Origin of the sequence: Candidatus Thioglobus sp. NP1 (assembly GCF_003326015.1) — a bacterium.
Lineage (GTDB): Bacteria > Pseudomonadota > Gammaproteobacteria > PS1 > Pseudothioglobaceae > Pseudothioglobus > Pseudothioglobus singularis_A.
On record NZ_CP023860.1, the window covers coordinates 1,533,341 to 1,555,472 of the forward strand.

Below are 22,132 nucleotides of genomic sequence, written 5' to 3' on the forward strand. Positions count from 1 at the left end.
TCTCCTAATTTAATTTTGTTCAAGTTCAGTATCAATACCCAAAGATCGGATTTCTTTTACTAAAACATTAAATGATTCAGGCATTACTGACTCAGTTCGATTTTCACCATCAACTATATTTTTATACATTTTTGCTCTTCCACTAACATCATCAGACTTAACTGTTAACATTTCTCGAAGCGTATAGGCGGCTCCATATGCTTCTAAAGCCCAAACTTCCATCTCACCAAATCTTTGACCACCAAATTGAGCCTTTCCACTAAGTGGCTGCTGAGTGACTAACGAATAAGGTCCAGTTGAACGTGCGTGCATCTTATCATCTACTAAATGATTTAGCTTTAACATATGCATGTAACCCACTGTGACATCTCGATCAAAAGCATCTCCAGTTCGTCCATCAAATAATTTTATTTGTCCACTCTCTGGTAAATCAGCCATCTTAAGTAAAGATTTAATATCTTCTTCTTTAATACCATCAAAAACTGGCGTAGCCATTGGAACTCCAGAACGAAGATTGTTAGCTAACTCTAGAATCTCATCATCACTAAATGACTTTAAGTCTTCTGTTTTTCCATAACTATTGTATATTGAGTCAAGCATAGACCGAATTTTCTTAATAGTATCTTTTCTATGCTCATCAAGCAAATTTCCAATCTTATAACCAAGGCCCTTAGCAGCCCAACCTAAGTGAACTTCTAAAACTTGACCAACATTCATACGTGATGGAACACCAAGAGGATTAAGAACAACATCTACAGGAGTTCCATCTGCTAGATGAGGCATATCCTCTACTGGGGATACTCTAGAGATAACTCCCTTATTTCCATGACGACCTGCCATCTTATCACCAACTTGCAATGTTTTTCTAGTAGCAACATAAACTTTAACCATCTTTTGAACACCTGGAGGTAGTTCTGCACCCTCCTTTATTTTGGCACTTTCTTGCTCATAAAATAACTCAAACTCTTCTTGCTTTGATTTAGATTGTTTAATTAGTGCTGCGACTTCTTTATTAACTGCCGCATCCTTGACTTTTAATTTTGCTAAGTCACTATTTTCTAATGACTTTAAGTCTTTTGAAACTAATTTATCACCACTTTTAATATTTCCTATGTTGCTAGTAGAAACATTTCCAGAGAGTTTTAAACGTATTCGTCTAAAAATATCACCGTCTATAATGCCAAACTCATCATCAATATCTTTTTTAATATTATCTAGACGCTCATCATCAATAACGAGTGCACGCGTATCTTTTGTGACTCTGTCTTTAGTAAATATTTGAACATCGATAACAACACCAGACTTTGACGCACCCATTCGAAGAGAAGTATCTTTAACATTGTTTGCTTTTTCTCCAAAAATAGCCCGTAACAATTTTTCCTCAGGAGACAAAACTGTTTCACTTTTAGGTGTAACTTTTCCAACTAAGATATCTCCGCCTTTAACTCGAGCACCAACATATACAATTCCAACATCATCTAACTTGGAGAGCGCTGATTCACTTACGTTTGGAATATCAGCTGTTACTTCTTCTGTGCCAAGCTTTGTGTCTCTGGCATATGCAGTTAATTCCTCTATATGAATTGAAGTGTAACGATCCTCATGAACAACTTTTTCAGAAATTAATATTGAATCCTCAAAGTTATAACCATTCCATGGCATAAAAGCGATCATCATATTTTGACCTAAAGCAAGCTCACCTAAATCTGTAGATGGTCCATCTGCCAAAACATCCCCTGCAACAACTTTATCCCCAGGTTGAACGAGTGGCTTTTGATTAATACAAGTATTTTGATTTGAACGAGAATATTTAATTAAGCTATAAATATCCACTCCAAGATCACCATCTTTTGCTTGTTTGGCATCAACACGAATAACAATTCGAGATGCATCAACTGTTTCAACAATTCCATCATGATTTGCAACAACACATACTCGAGAATCTGAAGCAACAACTCGCTCTATACCTGTTCCAACAAGAGGTTTTTCCGCTCTAAGAACTGGTACAGCTTGACGTTGCATATTTGATCCCATTAGTGCACGGTTCGCATCATCGTGCTCTAAGAAAGGAATTAAAGAGGCTGCAACTGATGAAATTTGTTTAGAATCAATATCAATTAAAGTGACTTCAGATTTATCAACAAGAACAAACTCATTTTTGTGTCTTCCTGAAACGAGATCATCAATCAGATAGCCTTTTTTATCAACTAATGAATTTGCTTGGGCTATTGTATGATTTATTTCATCAATTGCTGAAACATAGACTACTTCTTTAGTAACGAGCGCATCTTTAACAACCTGGTATGGAGTCTCTAAAAAGCCATAATCATTTGTTCTTGCATATACTGCTAAAGTATTAATTAATCCAATATTTGGACCTTCAGGAGTTTCAATTGGACATAGTCTTCCATAATGTGAAGGGTGTACATCACGAACCTCAAAACCAGCTCGCTCTCTAGTTAAACCACCAGGTCCAAGAGCTGAAATTCTTCGCTTATGCGTTACTCCAGATAGAGGATTAACTTGATCCATAAATTGAGATAATTGTGAAGAACCAAAAAACTCTCTTACAGCCGCTGATACTGGCTTAGAATTAATCAAATCTTGAGGAGTTAATTCATCTGTTTCAGCTAGATTCAAACCTTCTTTAACTGCTTTCTCTACTCTTATTAGTCCAATTCTAAATTGATTTTCAATCATTTCACCAATAGCTCTTACTCTTCTATTCGCCAATGTATCAACATCATCTACCACATCATGTCCATTTTTAATATCAATCAATTGTTTAATTACGTTAATAATGTCATCATGAGTAAGAACGTGCTCACCTGTTTCACTCTCAACTCCTAATCGTCTATTGAGCTTCATTCGACCGACTCGAGAGAGATCATAACGATCATTATTAAAAAATAAATTTGAGAACAATGTATTTACCGCATCTTCAGTTGCAGGTTCGCCAGGTCTCATAACATGGTAGATGGACATGCGAGCTTCAATCTCAGTTTGAAGTTCATCAAGACGCAATGTATCAGAAATATAAATGCCATTTTCAGCATCATTAAGATAGATAATGTTAAGTTTTTTAATTTTAGTAGTAGTTAAAACTTCTATAGATTCTTCAGTAATTAATGTGTTGGCAGCCAGCAAAATTTCACCAGTATCGGTATCAATAATATCTGAAGCAATTACCTTATCAACAAGGTACTCAAGAGGTGCACTAATAGAATCAACTTTTGCATCCTGAAGAATTTTTGCATGCTTAGCAGTAATTCGACGACCCTTTTCAACAATAATATCTTTATCAACCTTAATGTCAAATTCAGCAATAATTCCTCTTAATTTTTCTGGCTTTATAACTAATTCACAGGACTTTGATTTTAATTTAACAACAATATGATCAAAAAAAGTATCAATAATTTCTTCTGTAGAGTTACCCATTGCACGAAGCAATGAAGTAACAGGCAATTTTCTACGTCTATCAATTCTAACGAATAAGTGCTCATGGTGATCAAATTCAAAGTCAAGCCATGAACCACGATAAGGAATGATTCGAGATGAGAAAAGTATTTTTCCAGATGAATGAGTCTTACCCTTATCATGCTCAAAAATCACTCCAGGCGAGCGATGAAGTTGAGAAACTACTACACGCTCAGTTCCGTTAATAACAAAGGTTCCTGTATCAGTCATTAAAGGTAGTTGGCCCAAATAAACACTTTCTTCAATAACTTGTTTGACGCGACGTTTTTTCTTTAAATTTGAACCATTTTTATCAAATAATATCAAATTAAGTTTTACCTGTAATGTTGCAGCATAAGTGACACCTCTAAGCTTACACTCTTTAACATTATATTTTGGTTCTTGGAGTTCGTAATCTAAATACTCAATTTCAGCATAACCATTCAGAGCAGTAATAGGGAATACAGATTGAAAGACAGAGTGAAGACCAATATTTTCTTTTTCAGTAGCTCCCGCTTGAATAAAAGTATTAAATGAATTAATCTGAATAGATAATAAATCTGGTTCTTTAAGAATAGACTCCCTAGTTCCAAAATTATTTCTGATTCGCTTTTTTTCTGTAAATGAATAAGTCATGAATACTCCGTAATAATCAATAAATTGTTTTCAAAAAAAATACTTTTGAATAAAAACACCAAAATCCCCTCATGGGGATTTTGGTTTATAGCATTGAACAAATTACTTAAGCTCTACGCTAGCACCAGCCTCTTCAAGCTGCTTAAGAATATCATCAGCTTCAGCTTTTGATGCTCCTTCTTTTATTGCTGCAGGCGCACTCTCAACAAGATCTTTCGCCTCTTTCAGACCTAATCCAGTGATAGTACGAACAGCTTTAATGACGGCAACTTTCTTTTCACCAAAGCTAGTTAGCATAACATCAAACTCACTCTTTTCTTCTACTGCTACACCAGCATCTGCTGCTGCTGCAACTGGTGCTGCTGCAACTGCCGCTGCTGAAACACCAAATTTTTCTTCCATTGCTGAAACTAGTTCAACAACATCCATTACAGACATATCTGCAATTGCACTTAAAATATCTTCGTTACTTAATTTCGCCATGATATTTACTCCTCTATATAATTATTATTGTTGTTGATCACGAATCGCTGCCACAACTCGAGTTAACTTAGTAGGAACTTCATTTAAAGTTCTCACTAACTTCTCAGTTGGTGCAAGCATCAACGCCATTAACATACTGATTGCTTGATCTTTAGATGGAAGACTGGCAATTCTCTTTAATTGATCTGCATCAATAAATTCACCAGAAACTCCCAAACCTTTAACAACTAACGCTTCATTCTCTTTCATGAAGTCACGGAAAACACGAGCCACAGCGCCTGGATCCTCTTGAGAAAAACCTAAGATTACCGGGCCACTCAAAACTGGAGTAATGCATTCACATCCAGTTTCAGCTAACGCTCTCTTTGCAAGCGTGTTTTTAACAACACGTAATGAAACATCTGCATCTATAGCAGAATTTCGCAAATTAGTCATTTGTTCAACATTCAATCCACGATACTCAGCAACACCAACAGAAATTGCATTAATAGCTACTGCATTTACCTGTTCAACAACTGCTTTTTTTGCTTCAAGATTTAGAGCCATATTGTCTCTCCTGAACAATTAAAAAATGAAAGTCATAAAATTACAACTTTCGCCACAAGGTATTTTCATACCCTCTACATAGGCAAATTGAAGAATCAATTTATTAAGCGACAAATTGAAAACAATTTATCGCACCTATGGTCTTTGAGGCATGACAAGTTACCCTGTCGCCCAAAGAATTCATTAACTGATAATAATTAATCTATCAGTTTTAAAAAATATTTAAATATCAAAACTTGCTGCATCAATTGCAAGGCCTGGGCCCATCGTTGATGAAACACTAATTTTTTTAAAGTAAACGCCCTTAGCTGAACTTGGCTTAACCTTTTTGATTGCATCAATAAGTGCAATAATATTTTCTTCTAATGCTTTTGCATCAAAGGATGCTTTACCAATACCAGCATGAACAATACCAGCTTTATCTGCACGGTAACGGACCTGACCAGCTTTTGCGTTCTTAACAGCAGTTGCAACATCTGGTGTTACAGTTCCAACTTTTGGATTTGGCATTAAACCTCGAGGACCAAGAACTTGACCTAAACGACCAACAACACCCATTGCATCAGGAGACGCAATAACAACATCATAATTAAGGTCGCCATCCTGCATAGTCTTCATTAAATCATCCATTCCAACAATATCTGCACCAGCATCAGTTGCTTTTTCCACATTATCACCCTGAGTAAAAACTGCTACTCGAACAACTTTTCCAGTTCCATTAGGAAGAACTACGGCACCACGAACTGTTTGATCAGATTTTTTGGTATCAATACCAAGATTGATACTCACATCAACTGATTCATCGAATTTTGCAGTTGCACACTCCTTAATTAGCACAAGAGCATCTGAAATTGAATATTTAGAACCAACCTCTACTTTAGAAGCAGCAACTTTTTGATTTTTTGTTAAATTAGCCATTATTAACCCTCCACCACTAGACCCATTGAACGAGCTGTTCCCGCTACAATTTGGACTGCTGCATCTAAATCATTTGCATTTAAATCTTTCATTTTTATATTTGCGACCTCTTCTAATTGGGCGCGGGTGACTGTACCAACTTTATTAATATGCGGCTCACCACTACCTTTCTCAATTCCAGTTACCTTCCGAAGAAGTACCGCTGCAGGTGGAGTTTTAGTAATAAATGTAAAGCTTCTATCGTTATAAACAGTAATAATTACTGGGACAGGCATACCTTTATCAAGCTCTTGAGTTTGAGCATTGAAGGCTTTACAAAAGTCCATAATATTAACACCATGTTGTCCTAATGCTGGACCTACAGGTGGTGATGGATTTGCCTCTGCTGCAGGAACCTGCAATTTAATATATGACTCAATTTTTTTTGCCATTTTTATCTCCTATGGGTTCAAACGCCTTTAAGCTCCCCGTTAACAAACTCGGTCTTTTAGACCGACTTAAGTTTTCTCCACTTGAGAAAACTCTAGCTCAACTGCGGTAGTCCTTCCAAAAATTAAAACTTCAACCGTTAGTAAACTCTTTTCATAATTAACACTTTCAACAGTTCCATTAAATTCATTAAATGGTCCTTCAGTAACCAATACCTCTTCACCTGGTTGAAAAGCAACCTTAGGTTTAGGCTTATCGGCACCTTCTTGAACACGTGCAAAAATTCTATCTACTTCTCTCTGCGAAATTGGAGAGGGCTTCCCTGACGATCCTCCTATAAAACCAATAACGTTAGTTGTATTTTTAACTAATAACCAACTTGGCTCTGTAAGCTCCATCTTAATAAGCATGTAACCAGGGAAGAATTTACGTTCTGTTTCTTTTTTCTTACCACCCTTCAATTCAACTACCTGCTCAGTAGGGATAAGGATCTCAGATACAAGATCTTCAATTCCCTCTCTCACAACCGCCTCTTCAATGGCTACTTTAACTTTCGCTTCATAGCCACTTCTAGCGTGTATTACAAACCAATTCTTAGACATAAAATCCTTAACTTAAAATATGTTTATTGACGAAATTGATCCAACACCCCAAGTAAAAAATGCATCAACAATCCACAGAAAAATAGCAACAATAACAACTGCAATCATAATTATTCCAGTTGTCTTCGCAGTCTCCTGACGGGTTGGCCAGACTACTTTTCTTAACTCAATTCTGGTTTCTTTTAAAAAATGAAGAAAACGTTCACCTTGAGCAGATTTGATAAAGATTACTCCAGCAATTCCAAACAGTACAAGTGTAACAATAACATTAGTAAGCGTATTAAAAGCAAGTGGGTTTGAATAATATAAATAAAGCGTTGCTATAACAACAGCAATAGCTACATATGTTTTCCACTTATCAGATACACTCTTTAAATTTTCTATTTCCTTAGCCACATATTTCCTTTAATTTGGCAGGCAAGGAGGGACTCGAACCCCCAACCAATGGTTTTGGAGACCACTACTCTACCAATTGAGCCACTTGCCTAAATATCAAATCCTAAATAAAAATAGCTACCCATAAAGAGTAGCTAAAAACCATAATAAATTTAACTCGTAATTTTTGAGACGACGCCGGCACCTACCGTTCGGCCACCTTCTCTAATTGCAAATCTTAATCCTTCTTCCATTGCAATTGGAGCCAGTAACTCGACTACCATCTTAACATTATCACCTGGCATAACCATTTCAGTACCTGATGGCAACTCTACAGCACCAGTTACATCCGTTGTTCTAAAGTAGAACTGTGGACGATAATTGTTAAAGAATGGCGTATGACGTCCACCTTCTTCCTTACTTAATATATATACTTCAGCTTCAAACTTAGTATGTGGGTTGATCGTGCCTTTCTTAGCTAATACTTGACCACGCTCAACTTCTTCACGCTTAGTACCACGAAGCAAAACACCAACGTTATCACCTGCTTCACCTGAATCAAGTAACTTTCTGAACATTTCAACACCAGTACAAGTAGTCAACTGCGTATCTTTAATACCAACGATCTCAATTTCATCACCAACATTAACAACACCACGTTCAATACGACCTGTTACAACAGTTCCACGACCTGAGATTGAGAACACGTCCTCAATTGGCATTAGGAAGGTTTTATCAGTATCACGCTCTGGCGTTGGGATGTATGTATCTAGTGCTTCAACTAGTTTAACAATAGATGGCACACCGATATCAGATGTATCGCCCTCTAGTGCTTTCAAAGCTGAACCAAAAATCACCGGTGTGTCATCACCTGGGAACTCATATTCAGTCAAAAGTTCACGGATTTCCATTTCAACAAGCTCTACTAGTTCTTCATCATCAACCATATCAGCTTTATTCATATAAACAACGATGTAAGGAACACCAACTTGACGAGACAATAGAATGTGCTCACGCGTTTGAGCCATTGGTCCATCAGTTGCAGCAATTACAATAATAGCGCCGTCCATTTGTGCGGCACCGGTAATCATATTCTTAACATAGTCAGCGTGTCCTGGGCAGTCAACATGAGCGTAGTGACGAGCATTTGACTCATATTCTACGTGCGCTGTTGAAATGGTAATACCACGCTCTCTTTCTTCAGGCGCGTTATCAATATCGGCATAATCCTTGAACTCACCGCCTTGAGCTTCAGCCATAACCTTAGTAAGGGCTGCTGTTAAAGTAGTTTTTCCATGGTCAACGTGACCAATTGTTCCCACATTCACGTGTGGTTTGGTTCTTTCAAATTTTTCTTTTGCCATTTCTAATCCCCTATATACATTCAAATTAAAGTGGAGCTCACCACCGGATTTGAACCGGCGACCTCTTCCTTACCAAGGAAGTGCTCTACCGACTGAGCTAGGTGAGCACAGTCCTAACCACATGGAGCGGGTGATGGGAATCGAACCCACCTCATTAGCTTGGAAGGCTAAGGTAATACCAATATACGACACCCGCAATTTCCTATTCATATGTTTCACTGGTGGAGGGAGTTGGATTCGAACCAACGTACTCAGAGAGAACGGATTTACAGTCCGTCGCCTTTAACCACTCGGCCACCCCTCCAAAAAAACAATGGGACATTATCCCATAACTATGTTTGCTTAGCAAGGATAAAATAGCCTAAATTAAGGGTTATTCGAAGATTATTTTAGACGTGCCACACCACTCTTAACTGCAGCATCAAATATAGCTTTTGGTATAGTTTCTATTAACCGGTGATCAAAGGGTTTTGGTATGAAATAATCTTTACCAAATTTAAGCTCCTTAACTTGATAGATTTTCAATAAAGATTCAGGAACAGGTAACTTAGCTAAATCTTTAAGCGCATAAACAGCGGCAATCTTCATTTCTGTATTAATAATTCTAGAATTAGCATCCAGTGCGCCTCTAAAAATATAAGGAAACCCAAGTACATTATTTACCTGATTAGGATAATCACTTCGACCAGTGGCCATCAATACGTCATCCCTACACTCATAAACGTCAGCTGGAGAAATTTCTGGATCAGGGTTAGATAAAGCAAAAATTATTGGTCTTTTACCCATTGATTTAATCATTTCCTGTGTAACAAGATTTCCTCTTGCAACCCCAATTAAAACATCCGAACCATCAATAGCTTCTTCTAATGTTTTTTTATTAGTATCAATTGCAAAATCAATTTTTTCTTTACTTAGATTTTTACTATTTTTTGATACAACGCCATTTCGATCTACCAAAAGAATATTTTCCTTATTAAAACCTAATTCAATTAATAGTTTTAGGGTTGCAATCCCAGCAGAGCCGGCACCAGCACATACTATCTTGACTGATTCAATATTTTTTTCCTGAATCTCAAGTGCGTTCAACAGTCCAGCAGCAACAATTACAGCAGTTCCATGCTGATCATCATGAAAAACTGGAATATCCAATTCCTCAATCAATCGCTTCTCAATTTCAAAACATCTTGGTGCTGAAATGTCTTCTAAGTTAATGCCTCCAAAGGTAGGCGCTATATTCTTAATTGTATTAACAATTTCATCAACATCCTGAGTATCAAGCTCAATATTAAAAACATCAATGCCAGCAAACCGTTTAAATAAAACAGCCTTTCCCTCCATAACAGGTTTTGCCGCCAAGGGGCCAACATTGCCTAAGCCTAAAACTGCTGAACCATCACTAATTACTGCTACTAAATTGCCTTTAATTGTGTAATCATTCACTGCACTTGGATTTTTAACGATTTCTCTAACAGGAGCCGCTACTCCTGGACTGTATGCTAGACTGAGTTCTTTTTCAGTATCAAGTTTTTTATGAGAGGAGACCTCAATCTTTCCTGGTCTGCCTTCACGGTGATAATCTAAAGCTTCCTCATGAAGATTTTGAGACATTTAATTCCTTGTATTTAAAAACTGAAAATTGAATTTATATTAATTGATAAAATCTTCACCAATCGAAATATCAGTTTTAAGGGTACTAATAGCTGCATTGAGAGTTGCCTCTTCGAAGTCAGAAAGATCTCCATAACTAAGTATTTTTTCAACGCCATTTTTTCCTAAAAGCACTGGTTGAGCAAAAAAACGAGCTTTATCTCCAGAGCCTTCAACATATGTGCATTCAATAATATCTTGTTCACCATTTAGTGCACGAACAAGTGATAAACCAAACTGTGCAGCTGCTTGTCCCATTGAAAGGGTCGCAGAACCACCACCTGCCTTAGCCTCAACAACCTCAGTACCAGCATTCTGAATGCGCTTTGTCATTGACGCTGCCTCATCCTCAGTAAATTCAAAACCAGATTGTGATAATAATGGGAGTATGGTAATACCCGAATGGCCACCAATGACTGGAATATTAAGATCTTCAGGTCTAACACCATTAACTTCGGCAACAAAAGTATTAGAACGAATAATATCAAGCGTTGTAATCCCAAACAATCGCGCTGGATCATACACCCCTTTTTGTTTTAATACTTCTGCAGCAATAGCAACTGTTGTATTTACTGGATTTGTAATGATTCCAATTAACGCTTTTGGACAAATATCTGCACAAACTGAAACTAGATTTTTGACAATTCCTGCATTAATATTAAAAAGATCAGAGCGCTCCATTCCTGGCTTTCTAGCGACTCCAGCTGAAATTAAAACGATATCTGCATCAATTAATGCAGGTGCTGGATCTTCACCAGCAAAACCAGTAACTTTTACTGCAGTTGGAATATGACTTAAGTCTGCTGCAACTCCTGGAGTTACAGGTGCAATATCATATAATGATAATTCAGTCCCATTTGGTAACTGTGTTTTTAATAATAAACCCAACGCTTGGCCAATTCCACCAGCTGCGCCTAATACTGCAACTTTCATAATAACTCCTTATAAATAAAACTTAATAAATACATGAATTCACAGTAGTCTATTCATTGTAGCAATATTTTTTACTGAAATTTCTTTTGGACATACGACTTCACAATGGCGATGATTAGAACAACTACCAAAACCCTCTTCTTCCATCTGATTAATCATCCTTTGTGCTCGAGTTTTGCTCTCAATTTTGCCTTGTGGTAACTGTTCAAAATGGTTAATCTTTGCAGCAATAAAAAGACTTGCTGAGGCATTTGGACATACTGCAACACAGGCCCCACAACCAATACAGGTTGCAGAATCAAAGGCACAATCTGCATCATCTTTATTGACCAGTATTGAATTAGCCTCTGGAGAGGAGCCAACTGAAACAGAAATAAATCCACCAGATTGAATTATTCGATCAAACGCATCTCGCTTAACAGCCAGGTCCTTGACTATTGGAAAGCTTTTTGCACGCCATGGCTCAATCCAAAGTTCACGCTGATTTGCATAATCCCTCATGTAAAGCTGACATGTTGTTGTGGCTTTTTTTTCTCCATGTGGGTGACCATTTATTACTAATGAACATGTCCCACAAATACCTTCTCTGCAATCATAATCAAAAATAATACAATCCTCACCCTTATCAATTAGCTGTTCATTTAATTGATCAAGCATTTCTAGAAACGACGTATCACTATCAATATCGTTAATCTCATAGGTAAAAAATTTACCAGCACTTTGAGTATTTTTTTGGCGCCAAATATGGAGAGTAAAATTCATTTATAGTCCCTATATGTTGGCTTTATAAACTCAAAATCAAGATGCTCTTTATGGAGAACTGGTCCATCATCATTAAATTCCCAAGCAGCAACATAACCATAATTCTCATCATCTCTCATTGCATCACCACTTTCGGCTAAATATTCAAGACGTGCATGTGCGCCACAAGACTCTTCACGATCAAGAGCATCAACGCACATTAAATGTCCAAGCTCTATAAAGTCAGCAACCCTTCCTGCTTTTTCTAAGGTTTGGTTAAAGTCACTTTCTGAGCCAGTGACTTTAATGCTATTCCAAAATAATTTTTTAAGGTCATTAATATCTTTTATTGCAGCTTCAAGAGAATCTTTATCTCTAGCCATGCCGCAAGTAGTCCATAAAATACTTCCAATTTTTTTATGGAAATAATCAGGGGAGTATTCTGGTTTTGGTGCATTCATTAACTTTTCAATTCGAGTTTTAACAGTATCGATTGTTGTAATAACCTCTGGATGATCTAGATCAATCTCTTCAAATTTACTACGAGCCAAATAATTTGCTACAGTCTGAGGAGCAATAAAATAACCATCTGCCAAACCTTGCATTAATGCTGAAGCTCCTAAACGATTGGCCCCATGATCTGAAAAGTTAGCCTCACCACATGCAAACAATCCATTTATAGAAGTCATTAAATTATAATCGACCCACAAACCACCCATAGTATAGTGGGGTGCTGGGTAAATTTTCATTGGCACTTCATATGGATTTTCACCAGTAATACTTTTATACATATCAAACAAATTACCATATTTTTCTTTTACTTTTTCAATTCCTATTTTTTCAATAACGGAAGAAAAATCAAGATAGACTCCTAATCTCTGATTATTGAATAAGGAGCCCACTCCTCTGCCTTCGTCACAAATACCTTTAAGTGCTCTTGATGCTATATCTCTTGGAACAAGATTAGCAAATGCAGGGTACATTCTCTCAAGAAAATAATCTCTATCTTGCTCTTGAATGTCATTCGGATTTTTATCACAATCTTCTGTATTTTTTGGTGACCAAATTCGCCCATCATTTCGAAGTGATTCACTCATCAATGTTAATTTTGACTGGCTATCACCAGTTGGAGGAACACAAGTTGGATGAATCTGAGTAAAACTAGGATTTGCAAAGTAGGCTCCGTTCTTAAAAGCTCTCCAAGTTGCAGAGGTGTTACAACCCATTGCATTAGTTGAGAGATAGTAGGCATTACTGTAACCTCCGGTACAGAGCACAACACAGTCAGCAACATGTGCTGAAATTTCTCCACTTACTAAATTTCGAACGACAACACCACGAGCCTTTCCATCAATAATAATCATCTCTAACATTTCAGATCTTGACTGATGCGTTACTCTTCCTGAGGCTATTTCTTTACTCATTGAACTATACGCACCCAATAAAAGCTGCTGTCCCGTTTGCCCACGAGCATAAAAAGTTCTTGAAACTTGGGTCCCCCCAAAAGATCTGTTAGCTAGATAACCACTATACTCTCTAGCAAAAGGGACTCCCTGCGAAACAGCTTGATCAATAATATTACAACTCAATTGCGCTAGACGATAAATATTTGACTCTCTTGCTCTAAAATCTCCACCCTTTATCGTATCGTAAAAAAGTCGCCATGTACTATCACCATCATTTTGATAATTTTTACTCGCATTCACACCGCCTTGAGCTGCTATGGAATGGGCTCTTCGAGGGCTATCATTGTAGCAAAAGGATTTAATATTATAGCCAGCCTCTCCAAGCGTTGCACATAATGAAGCTCCAGCTAAACCAGTTCCTATAACAATAATTTTATATTTTTTTCTATTTTGAGGTGCAATCAGTGCAAGATCAAATTTATGCTTATCCCACCTATTTTCAAGGGGCCCTGATGGTACATTTGGATTAAAATTTTGCATACAGAATACCTATTGGAATTGAAGCATAGCCAGCCATAATCAGAATAACAATTATAAGCGCTGAACCTTTATATTGTTTACTGGAAACCCCTAAAGTTTGCAATACATTAGTAAGCCCATGATGTAAATGAGTTGATATCGCAATCATACCTAACCCATAAATAGCCCACATTAATGGCCTTTGAAAGATTGATTGCACTTCTGAATATAAATTAGCTGTATCTGTTGATAACATTTGCACACTATGTGTAATTATAAACGCCAGGATAATTGAAGCACCTGACCAGGCAACTACCCTAGGGACAGCCTTAGGATAAGGTTTTTTATATCGATCACCTGAACTTTCATTGTTATTTAACTGCCTAGAAATTGCAACTGCAATATGAAAAGCAAGAGTTATTGATAGTAAAGTTAGTAATATGGGATGAAAAATTGAGTTACTAAACCAAACATGAGTAGCTGTAAAAAAAGACTCACCAGCATGAAATGTAAGGGCACCAAAAAGATAGAGAATCAGGAAAAAAAACCAAAATAAACCTGCAATAGCCATCATTTTTTTTAAAAAAACAGTGCTATTTTTAGTAGAGATCATCATATTCTTGTCGGGGTAAAAGATTTTCTTTTTTAATAGTTCTAACACAACTGTTATATCGCAAAATTGGATCAGCACAATGTTCTGGAGCCATTTTTTCAGCTATTTCAAATTCAGCTATTGCCTCTTTAAAAGCACTATATGCGAATGACCTAGACATTGAGTGGTTGAGAAGACTTCTTGCTTGCCTCTCTAGAAAAATTCCAGTGTAATAATGACGCAAAAAATCAGAATCTAATCTTTTGATACTATCAGTAATTTTTTTATGATGAATTTTAGATTCACTTAGTCCCAGCTGATCAGTCAATGCAAGAATATAAATTACTAGGGTATCTTGATTATTCTTATCAACTGCAAATATATCCAAACATATACTTATAGCCATCTCTGGTTGGAGTAATGAGCGATATTGCTTAGCACGTTCCAAGACGTTTTCAATTGAATTTTTATCAATTGTATGGTACTTCATACTGTTCACCGAATAACAATAATACAAACCATTAAATAGGCTTTGTATTATATGCAAATAAAGCAGGAATTTTAGACTTTATTATCTATTCAAAAGGTGTTTTTTATATGTTGAAATGGATTTTTACAATAATTGAAATTATATGTCTAAATAGGTTTCTAAGGAATCATCCAACGCCTCTAGCCATGGAGTATGGTGCGGAGGTGATTGAGTTCCAGTCATAAGTGAAGCGTGAGACTTATCTCTAAAAGTCATAATACCATCTTTTTTATTATGCTTCCAATCCATAAAAGTTTCATTAACTCCCTTAATATCAAAGTTGGGATAATCTGTATCGTCTATTAACATTTGAGTATAAGCACCCTGGAAATCAATCGCATATGCTACATCATCTTGCGCAGTCTCTCTTTCATGCCATTCTTTTGTGTGAGCTTGCATTTCATCAAAAGAAGGTAAGACTATTTTTTTAAGAATAACATCTCGAGCATACCAAGCTTGAGCATCAAACATATTGAAGGTATACCATTGATCCTGCATACCTAGATACATAAGTTTTGGATTTTTCTCCCAGATAACTCCTTTATATAAATCTAACGGATATAGAATGTTATTAGTCTTGAGTCGAAGTGAATCGGGTAAAAATGGGAAATGATGAATATAGCCAGTACAAAGTATAATTGAGTCTACATCTTTTGAACTTCCATCTGCAAAATGAGCTGTATTTCCCTCAACTTTAGTTAATGCAGGCTTTTCCTCCCAATTTTCTGGCCAACCAAATCCCATCGGAGCACTGCGGTAACTACTAGTAATAGACTTAACACCATATTTATAGCATTGAGAGCCAATATCCTCAGCAGAATAGCTACTTCCAATAACTAAAATATCTTGGCCTTTAAACTCAAGCGCATCTCTAAAATCATGGGCATGCAATATCCTTCCATTAAAGTGACTAAATCCCTCGTAATTAGGGACATTTGGAGTTGAAAAATGTCCTGAGGCTACAATTACATAATCAAATTCTTCATCATAAACTTTATCATCAATAAGGTTGCTAGCCGTAACAGTAAATAATCCATTTTCTTCATCATAATCAACATTTTTTACAGCAGTGTTGAACCTAATTTTATCCCTAACATTAGCCTTCTTTACTCTTCCCTGAATATAGTCAAACAAGACTTCTCTTGGTGGGAAAGAAGCAATTGGATGACCAAAATGCTCCTCAAAATAATAATCAGCAAACTCTAAACACTCTTTTGGCCCATTAGACCATAGATAGCGATACATACTCCCATGAGCAATTTCACCATGCTGATCAAGTCCAGTTCGCCAGCTATAGTTCCATAATCCGCCCCAATTCTCTTGTTTTTCGAAGCAAACAATTTCTGGAACCTTAGCCCCTTTTTCTTCTGCCGACTTAAAAGCTCTTAACTGAGCTAAACCACTAGGACCAGCCCCAATTATTGCTACTTTCTTCTTCATTACTTACCTTTTAAAATATTTAATGTTTTATTATAAATGAAACTATCAGCTGATTTATCTTCAAAAAAGAAACTAGTCGTAAAGCAAAAAGGTGTATTACTAATTGTGGGAATATATGGTAGATAATGGTATAAAATGGTTTTATGTTTCGTGGAATTCACCTCTTATCAATTGATGCAAAAGGAAGAATAAAGATTCCTATCCGACATCAAGAGCAAATTCATAAGTATTGCTCTGGACAAATGATTCTTAGCATTCATCCTGATGATGAGTGCTTAGTTCTATACCAACTTCCAGATTGGAAAATGCTTGAAAGAAAAATTGCTAAGCTACCCTCTTTAAATGTCCATTCTAAAAAACTCTCTAGAAAACTTATTGGGCATGCTCATGAATGCGATCTAGATAAGATTGGCAGAATCCTAATTCCTAATTCCCATAAAAATTATGCAAACTTAAAATCCAAAGCTATTTTAAGTGGTCAAGGCCATAGTTTTGAAATTTGGGATGAGGATCAATGGAAAATACAAATTGAAAAACTAGAAAGATTAAGTAATCAAATTGAGATACCTCAGGAAATTTTAAAGATTTCGTTGTAATCCATGAAATCGAATACAAAGACTGAAGCATTAAAAGAATCAAATCATCATGATTCAGTTCTTTTTAGAGAATCAATAGAGGGTCTTAATATTAAATCTGATGGAATTTATATTGATGCCACTCTTGGAAGAGGAGGACATACCAAAGGAATTCTTGATAATCTTGGGAAATCTGGAAAAGTGATTGCGTTTGACCAGGATATTGATGCAATTAACTATGCAAAACTTAATCTTACTGATTCACGACTTTCACTCATTCATAGTAATTTTTCAATGCTAGAAAATGAAATAATTAAATTAAATTTACATGGAAGAATTGATGGAATCTTAATGGATTTAGGTATTTCATCTCCACAAATAGATAATGCTGAAAGAGGATTTAGCTTTAATAAAGATGGGGCTCTTGATATGAGAATGGATCAAACCCAAAAATTAACTGCAGCTCAATGGCTTAAAGAGAGCTCAGAGACTGAAATTGCAAATGCTCTTTATCAATACGGTGAAGAGAAAAGAAGTAGAATTATTGCTTCAAATATTAAAAAATATCAACAAAATAATGATATTACTACAACGCTTGAATTGGCAAATCTAATAGCAAAAGTTGTAAAACCAGGCAAAAATAAGCATCCTGCTACACGTACTTTTCAAGCAATTAGAATCGTAGTTAATGACGAACTCATAAAATTATCCCAAGTACTTGAGCAAACTATTGGCACCCTCTCAGGCAATGGTCGACTTGCAGTAATTAGCTTTCACTCGTTAGAAGATCGTATTGTAAAACAATTTATTCATAAATATTCACGCCATAAAGCAGTTCCTAGAGGACTTCCTATTCCTAATAATCAGCAAGAAAAACTTATTCTCAAAGATTTATCAAAGATTAAGCCTTCCAGTGAAGAATTGCATACAAATAGAAGATCTAGAAGTGCCATCCTTAGATTAGTTGAAAAATGCTAGCAATTTTAAAAAAGACTTTCATTATTAATTCATTACTAATATTTTTAGTCGTTTTAATTTCAATTTTAACTATTCATTGGCATCATCAAATGTATGAATTACATAATGAAGAGAAACTTGTTAGTAAAGAATATGAACACTTGAATGCAATAAATAGACAATTATTGATGGAATACTCTGAACTTGAAAGTGGTGTCCTGATTTATCAAAAATCAAAGCAAGACTTAAAGATGTTTGAGCCAATTAAGATAGATGAGGTATCAATATGAAACTCAAGCGAGTTCAGAATTATAGTAATAGACAAGCACTAGTAAAAATTTGTTTTATTGCTATAGTTTTATTATTTATTTTCAGAGCTTTTACTATTTCTAATATTGAGGCAAATGACTCAGCCTTAAAGGTTATGGCGTCAAATAAATCAGAAAAAATATTCAATGAAAAAGCTATTAGAGGAAATATTCTTGATAGAGAAGGCAAAATTTTGGCAATAAATTTAATTCATAAAAGAATAAATCTTGACCCAATGATTATCCAAGATGAGTATTTAGAGGCATTAGCAGAAGCTTTGATAGTTCCTGTGGATGAATTAAGAAAAACTATTGATAGTAAGAGAGCTAATAACCGTAAATATTTTATTGTTAAGAAAAATTTAAAAGTTACCGATCCAATTCTTAAAAATATTGCAAGATTAAAACAAAAAAAACAATGGTTAGATGTGTGTGAAATTAAATTTGTAAAACCCTCTAACACCCTTATGGATAAAGCTAAGCTTTTAATTAATATTAAGTTGCCAATGAAAGAAAAAATTGAAAAGAAGTCTTGTGGCAAAAAGATAATTGCAGGAGTTGCAGTTGAAACAAATGCTTTCAGGTACTATCCCAAAAAAGATACTTTAGCACCATTGCTTGGCAAAACTAATACAGATAATTCTGGTGTATTTGGAATTGAGGCTGAATACGATCAATATTTAGCTGGAATAAATGGAATTAAAAAAATAACTGATAGTAAATCTAATTCTAATATCTATTATGAAAATGAAGTTATTAAGAAATTTAAAAATGGATTAGATATTAATTTAACTATTGATTCAGATATCCAATTCCATGTTTTTAATGCAATAAAAGAGCAAGCAGAGTTTCATGAGGCAGATGCAGCCTCGGCTATTGTACTCTCACCAAATGGTGAAATACTTGCCCTAGCTAATTACCCCTCAACAAATCCAAATGATCAGCAAAAATATAGTGCTGATGACTATAGAAATCGTGTCTTTTCTGACAAGACTGAGCCTGGCTCAACAATGAAGCCATTTACTATGCTACTTGCTCTCGATAAAGGAGTAATTTCTGCCTCAAATGATGAATTAATCGATGTAACTGAAAGGGTTGGCAATATAATGCCAGATGATAAATATTTTGAAATGACTATCAAATTAATTTTAGAGAAATCACATAATCTTGGAACTGTAAAGGTTGCTGAAAGACTTGAAAATGAGGATTTTTATAATTCTTGGGAAAAACTGGGATTTGGCAAATCATTAGGATTAATGCCAAGCTTAGAAAATCCAGGAATCCTAAGACATCATAGTAAATGGGGTATGAAGGATAAACGTTCATTGTCTTTTGGGCATGGACCTATGAATACTAATCTAGCACAGCTTGCAAGGGCATACCTTGTGTTTGCAAATGATGGGGGCTTACCATCACTCAAACTTATAAAAGACTCAAAGAATGAGCAAATTAAGCAGGTCTTTAGTCCTGAGTCTACAAAAAAAATTGCTGAAATACTTGATTCAGTAGCTTCTGATAATGGCTCTGGTTATCGAGCTGCAATAGAGGGTTATGATATAGCTGGAAAAACAGGTACTGCAGAAATGGTTATTGATGGAAAATATAGTAAAGATGGAGCTAAACGTACATACTTTGTAGGTTTTTCTCCTGTTATCAACCCTAAGTATATTATGGCTGTTAGACTCGACTACCCTAAAAAATGCTATGTTTCCTGGGATCCCACTCTAAGAAACCGATGTGAAGGGTCAAATTCTGCAGCTATGGCATTTAAAAGAGCAATGGAAAGAATACTTGTTAATGACCCAGAAATTGAGCCCAAGCTTGAGGGTTAAGTCTTTTTGCTTGAATTAGAATTACTCTTTCCTTTCATAATATTTTCCATTACTACTTTTTGTTCTTCATAGGTTTTTGCTTCAGAAATAGATGCTTTTGTTGATTTTCTTTCATGAAATTTCTCAGCAGCTGTGAGAGTATAGCTAAATTCTTCTTTCGCCTCATATTCACTAAGAAATGGCTCCAAAACACTAAGTTCTTCTAATCTTGAAAAGATTCGAGGTTTGGATTTGTAGGGCATAAGAAGTGCGTCCTTGGACAAATCTGTTTCAACTTGGGAATAACGAATTAACTCAACTAATACATCTGAATTTGGAAGTCTTCTTGCCCTCTCTTCAATTACACTAGAAGATTCAGTTTCATTAACTATTGAGGGGTAATTTATAACGCATGAAATCATTCTTGACATCAAGCTCTTCATGCTTGAGACAGAAGAAGGGATTATCTTTTTTTGAAATGATTGATCTGACCAACTCAGATTCTCCTCAGAAACTTGACGCTCATTCGGAGGATTTTGCGCTAATGCTTTTTCTACTTGATCAATTTTTTGACCTACTTCTTGGGCCACTCCCTCTACTAATTGTTGACGATAAGTAGGATAAGTAACTAAATTTATTAATTCAGCAGTTTTTTCTAAAAAAAGAGTTTTTCCTTCAATTGTATTGAAAGGTACCTTAGCTTTAATATGATCAAACAAAAAACTTGATAAGGTTTGAGCATCATTAATTCTCTTAGAAAAGGATTTTACTGACTCACGTTTAATTAAAGTATCTGGATCTTCACCATTTGGCAGAATCAAAAACTTAATTAGTAATCCTGCTGTAATTGCTGGTAATGATGTCTTTAGTGCCTTCCATGCTGCATCTCTTCCTGCTTTATCGCCATCAAAGCAAAAGACAATTGTTTCTGCAGAGCGGGATAAAACTTGCAAGTGGGCTGGAGTAGTAGCTGTTCCAAGAGTAGCCACCACACTTGTTATTCCTTGTTGATGAAGAGCAATTACGTCCATGTAACCTTCAACAACTAAAATATAATCAATCCTTCTACTATATTTGCGACAATGATATAAACCATAAAGTTCTTTTGATTTAGAAAAAAGTGGAGTTTCAGGAGAATTGAGATATTTTGGATTATCCTTGTCAGAAAGAACCCTCCCTCCGAATCCAATAACGTTCCCCTTAGTATTATGAATAGGGAACATTAAGCGATCTCGAAAACGATCATAGTAATCACTCTCTTTATCTTTTTTTGCTACAAGTAATCCCATAACTTCAAGATCATGAACATTCTCATCACTTCTTTTAAAGTCATCATAAAGATTCGTCCATCCAGGGGGAGCGAAGCCAAGCTCAAATCTTTTAGCAATACTTCCACTTATTCCTCGCTTCTTAGCATAATCAACAACTTTCTTTTTTGCTGCAGAATTTTTTAACTGGCTCTGATAAAAATCACTTACTTCAGACATCAATTTATTGAAGCGCTTAAATCTAGAATCAACTGGCTTAGCAGTTTGATCATATACAACTGAAACACCAGATTCACCAGCAACCGTTTCTATAGCCTCAACAAAAGCAAGATGATCAAACTTCATTATAAAATCTATTATTCCACCACTCTCACCACAGCCAAAACAGTGGTATATTTGTTTAGTTGGTACAACGGTAAAAGATGGAGTTTTCTCCTCATGGAAGGGGCAACAGGCTTTATAGTCCTTTCCTGCCTTCTTTAAAGGCACACGCTTATTAATTAGACCAACAATATCTACTCTATTGGGCAAATCATTGATAAAATCTCTGTCAATAAATGGCATAATTTATAAGGTTATTTTTACTTTCATTTCTTT

The 22,132-nt window shown here is 35.7% G+C and carries 20 protein-coding genes and 4 tRNA genes; 4 read left to right on the plus strand and 20 right to left on the minus strand.

What is annotated here, in order from left to right; all coding sequences use genetic code 11:
• Positions 1–9 precede the first annotated feature (9 nt).
• The 19 genes from rpoB to CRN91_RS07945 form a co-directional block, all read right to left on the minus strand.
• Complete coding sequence (rpoB, locus tag CRN91_RS07855) at positions 10–4,092, minus strand: DNA-directed RNA polymerase subunit beta (protein WP_114115880.1); 4,083 nt, start codon at positions 4,090–4,092, stop codon at positions 10–12.
• Between the two features lie 102 nt (positions 4,093–4,194).
• Positions 4,195–4,575, minus strand: a complete 381-nt coding sequence (rplL, locus tag CRN91_RS07860) for a 50S ribosomal protein L7/L12 (protein ID WP_114115881.1) — start codon at positions 4,573–4,575, stop codon at positions 4,195–4,197.
• A gap of 24 nt (positions 4,576–4,599) precedes the next feature.
• On the minus strand, positions 4,600–5,121 hold the full coding sequence (rplJ, locus tag CRN91_RS07865; RefSeq protein ID WP_114115882.1) for a 50S ribosomal protein L10: 522 nt from the start codon (positions 5,119–5,121) through the stop codon (positions 4,600–4,602).
• A 222-nt stretch (positions 5,122–5,343) separates the two neighbouring features.
• Positions 5,344–6,039: a 50S ribosomal protein L1 gene (gene rplA, locus CRN91_RS07870; protein WP_168177021.1), complete on the minus strand. Its 696-nt coding sequence runs from the start codon at positions 6,037–6,039 to the stop codon at positions 5,344–5,346.
• A 2-nt stretch (positions 6,040–6,041) separates the two neighbouring features.
• A complete protein-coding gene (gene rplK / locus CRN91_RS07875) occupies positions 6,042–6,470 on the minus strand; it encodes a 50S ribosomal protein L11 (RefSeq protein ID WP_114115884.1) in 429 nt (142 codons plus the stop codon).
• 66 nt (positions 6,471–6,536) lie between these two features.
• The gene (gene nusG, locus CRN91_RS07880) at positions 6,537–7,070 is read right to left on the minus strand and encodes a transcription termination/antitermination protein NusG (RefSeq protein WP_114115885.1); all 534 of its coding nucleotides are present in this window, start codon (positions 7,068–7,070) and stop codon (positions 6,537–6,539) included.
• Positions 7,071–7,082: 12 nt separating this feature from the next.
• A complete protein-coding gene (gene secE, locus CRN91_RS07885; protein ID WP_114115886.1) occupies positions 7,083–7,466 on the minus strand; it encodes a preprotein translocase subunit SecE in 384 nt (127 codons plus the stop codon).
• Positions 7,467–7,481: 15 nt separating this feature from the next.
• A tRNA-Trp gene (locus CRN91_RS07890) sits at positions 7,482–7,557 on the minus strand.
• Between the two features lie 61 nt (positions 7,558–7,618).
• Positions 7,619–8,809, minus strand: coding sequence for an elongation factor Tu (tuf, locus tag CRN91_RS07895; protein ID WP_114114452.1), 1,191 nt, complete (start codon positions 8,807–8,809; stop codon positions 7,619–7,621).
• 31 nt (positions 8,810–8,840) lie between these two features.
• Positions 8,841–8,916: transfer RNA gene (locus CRN91_RS07900), tRNA-Thr, on the minus strand.
• A 15-nt stretch (positions 8,917–8,931) separates the two neighbouring features.
• Positions 8,932–9,005: transfer RNA gene (locus CRN91_RS07905), tRNA-Gly, on the minus strand.
• Between the two features lie 23 nt (positions 9,006–9,028).
• A tRNA-Tyr gene (locus CRN91_RS07910) sits at positions 9,029–9,113 on the minus strand.
• An 80-nt stretch (positions 9,114–9,193) separates the two neighbouring features.
• Complete coding sequence (locus CRN91_RS07915) at positions 9,194–10,417, minus strand: malic enzyme-like NAD(P)-binding protein (protein WP_114115887.1); 1,224 nt, start codon at positions 10,415–10,417, stop codon at positions 9,194–9,196.
• Positions 10,418–10,456: 39 nt separating this feature from the next.
• On the minus strand, positions 10,457–11,389 hold the full coding sequence (gene mdh, locus CRN91_RS07920; RefSeq protein ID WP_114115888.1) for a malate dehydrogenase: 933 nt from the start codon (positions 11,387–11,389) through the stop codon (positions 10,457–10,459).
• Between the two features lie 39 nt (positions 11,390–11,428).
• Complete coding sequence (locus CRN91_RS07925) at positions 11,429–12,151, minus strand: succinate dehydrogenase/fumarate reductase iron-sulfur subunit (RefSeq protein ID WP_114115889.1); 723 nt, start codon at positions 12,149–12,151, stop codon at positions 11,429–11,431.
• Positions 12,148–14,076 carry a fumarate reductase/succinate dehydrogenase flavoprotein subunit gene (locus CRN91_RS07930; protein ID WP_114115890.1) on the minus strand — a complete coding sequence of 643 codons (1,929 nt, stop codon included), beginning with the start codon at positions 14,074–14,076 and terminating at the stop codon, positions 12,148–12,150. The genes CRN91_RS07925 and CRN91_RS07930 overlap by 4 nt, the downstream gene beginning before the upstream one ends.
• Positions 14,063–14,629 carry a succinate dehydrogenase/fumarate reductase transmembrane subunit gene (locus tag CRN91_RS07935; protein WP_254424934.1) on the minus strand — a complete coding sequence of 189 codons (567 nt, stop codon included), beginning with the start codon at positions 14,627–14,629 and terminating at the stop codon, positions 14,063–14,065. Before CRN91_RS07935 ends, CRN91_RS07930 begins: the two co-directional genes overlap by 14 nt.
• Before the next feature lie 25 nt (positions 14,630–14,654).
• Positions 14,655–15,137, minus strand: coding sequence for a hypothetical protein (locus CRN91_RS07940; protein ID WP_254424935.1), 483 nt, complete (start codon positions 15,135–15,137; stop codon positions 14,655–14,657).
• Positions 15,138–15,275: 138 nt separating this feature from the next.
• The gene (locus CRN91_RS07945; protein ID WP_114115893.1) at positions 15,276–16,616 is read right to left on the minus strand and encodes a trimethylamine monooxygenase; all 1,341 of its coding nucleotides are present in this window, start codon (positions 16,614–16,616) and stop codon (positions 15,276–15,278) included.
• A gap of 143 nt (positions 16,617–16,759) precedes the next feature.
• Between CRN91_RS07945 and mraZ the strand changes: the two genes are divergently transcribed.
• The 4 genes from mraZ to CRN91_RS07965 are packed head-to-tail and all read left to right on the plus strand — an operon-like array spanning position 16,760 to position 20,288.
• On the plus strand, positions 16,760–17,212 hold the full coding sequence (gene mraZ / locus CRN91_RS07950) for a division/cell wall cluster transcriptional repressor MraZ (protein WP_114115894.1): 453 nt from the start codon (positions 16,760–16,762) through the stop codon (positions 17,210–17,212).
• Between the two features lie 3 nt (positions 17,213–17,215).
• Positions 17,216–18,169 (plus strand): 16S rRNA (cytosine(1402)-N(4))-methyltransferase RsmH, encoded by a 954-nt coding sequence (gene rsmH, locus CRN91_RS07955; protein WP_114115895.1) that lies wholly within the window; start codon positions 17,216–17,218, stop codon positions 18,167–18,169.
• On the plus strand, positions 18,163–18,438 hold the full coding sequence (locus CRN91_RS07960) for a cell division protein FtsL (protein ID WP_114115896.1): 276 nt from the start codon (positions 18,163–18,165) through the stop codon (positions 18,436–18,438). The genes rsmH and CRN91_RS07960 overlap by 7 nt, the downstream gene beginning before the upstream one ends.
• The gene (locus CRN91_RS07965) at positions 18,435–20,288 is read left to right on the plus strand and encodes a peptidoglycan D,D-transpeptidase FtsI family protein (protein ID WP_114115897.1); all 1,854 of its coding nucleotides are present in this window, start codon (positions 18,435–18,437) and stop codon (positions 20,286–20,288) included. The genes CRN91_RS07960 and CRN91_RS07965 overlap by 4 nt, the downstream gene beginning before the upstream one ends.
• Here the strand turns inward: CRN91_RS07965 and dnaG are convergent.
• Positions 20,285–22,099: a DNA primase gene (dnaG, locus tag CRN91_RS07970; RefSeq protein ID WP_114115898.1), complete on the minus strand. Its 1,815-nt coding sequence runs from the start codon at positions 22,097–22,099 to the stop codon at positions 20,285–20,287. The genes CRN91_RS07965 and dnaG overlap by 4 nt on opposite strands.
• Positions 22,100–22,132 lie beyond the last annotated feature (33 nt).

Excerpts from the sequence above, each read along its gene's own strand:
- CRN91_RS07925 (WP_114115889.1), bottom strand. The coding sequence starts at position 12,151 with ATGAATTTTACTCTCCATATTTGGCGCCAAAAAAATACTCAAAGTGCT.
- CRN91_RS07930 (WP_114115890.1), bottom strand. The coding sequence starts at position 14,076 with ATGCAAAATTTTAATCCAAATGTACCATCAGGGCCCCTTGAAAATAGG.
- rpoB (WP_114115880.1), bottom strand. The coding sequence starts at position 4,092 with ATGACTTATTCATTTACAGAAAAAAAGCGAATCAGAAATAATTTTGGA.
- CRN91_RS07965 (WP_114115897.1), top strand. The coding sequence starts at position 18,435 with ATGAAACTCAAGCGAGTTCAGAATTATAGTAATAGACAAGCACTAGTA.
- rplK (WP_114115884.1), bottom strand. The coding sequence starts at position 6,470 with ATGGCAAAAAAAATTGAGTCATATATTAAATTGCAGGTTCCTGCAGCA.
- rplL (WP_114115881.1), bottom strand. The coding sequence starts at position 4,575 with ATGGCGAAATTAAGTAACGAAGATATTTTAAGTGCAATTGCAGATATG.
- CRN91_RS07940 (WP_254424935.1), bottom strand. The coding sequence starts at position 15,137 with ATGAAGTACCATACAATTGATAAAAATTCAATTGAAAACGTCTTGGAA.
- mdh (WP_114115888.1), bottom strand. The coding sequence starts at position 11,389 with ATGAAAGTTGCAGTATTAGGCGCAGCTGGTGGAATTGGCCAAGCGTTG.
- CRN91_RS07915 (WP_114115887.1), bottom strand. The coding sequence starts at position 10,417 with ATGTCTCAAAATCTTCATGAGGAAGCTTTAGATTATCACCGTGAAGGC.
- mraZ (WP_114115894.1), top strand. The coding sequence starts at position 16,760 with ATGTTTCGTGGAATTCACCTCTTATCAATTGATGCAAAAGGAAGAATA.
- CRN91_RS07960 (WP_114115896.1), top strand. The coding sequence starts at position 18,163 with ATGCTAGCAATTTTAAAAAAGACTTTCATTATTAATTCATTACTAATA.
- rsmH (WP_114115895.1), top strand. The coding sequence starts at position 17,216 with ATGAAATCGAATACAAAGACTGAAGCATTAAAAGAATCAAATCATCAT.
- rplA (WP_168177021.1), bottom strand. The coding sequence starts at position 6,039 with ATGGCTAATTTAACAAAAAATCAAAAAGTTGCTGCTTCTAAAGTAGAG.
- nusG (WP_114115885.1), bottom strand. The coding sequence starts at position 7,070 with ATGTCTAAGAATTGGTTTGTAATACACGCTAGAAGTGGCTATGAAGCG.
- rplJ (WP_114115882.1), bottom strand. The coding sequence starts at position 5,121 with ATGGCTCTAAATCTTGAAGCAAAAAAAGCAGTTGTTGAACAGGTAAAT.
- dnaG (WP_114115898.1), bottom strand. The coding sequence starts at position 22,099 with ATGCCATTTATTGACAGAGATTTTATCAATGATTTGCCCAATAGAGTA.
- CRN91_RS07935 (WP_254424934.1), bottom strand. The coding sequence starts at position 14,629 with ATGATGGCTATTGCAGGTTTATTTTGGTTTTTTTTCCTGATTCTCTAT.
- CRN91_RS07945 (WP_114115893.1), bottom strand. The coding sequence starts at position 16,616 with ATGAAGAAGAAAGTAGCAATAATTGGGGCTGGTCCTAGTGGTTTAGCT.
- tuf (WP_114114452.1), bottom strand. The coding sequence starts at position 8,809 with ATGGCAAAAGAAAAATTTGAAAGAACCAAACCACACGTGAATGTGGGA.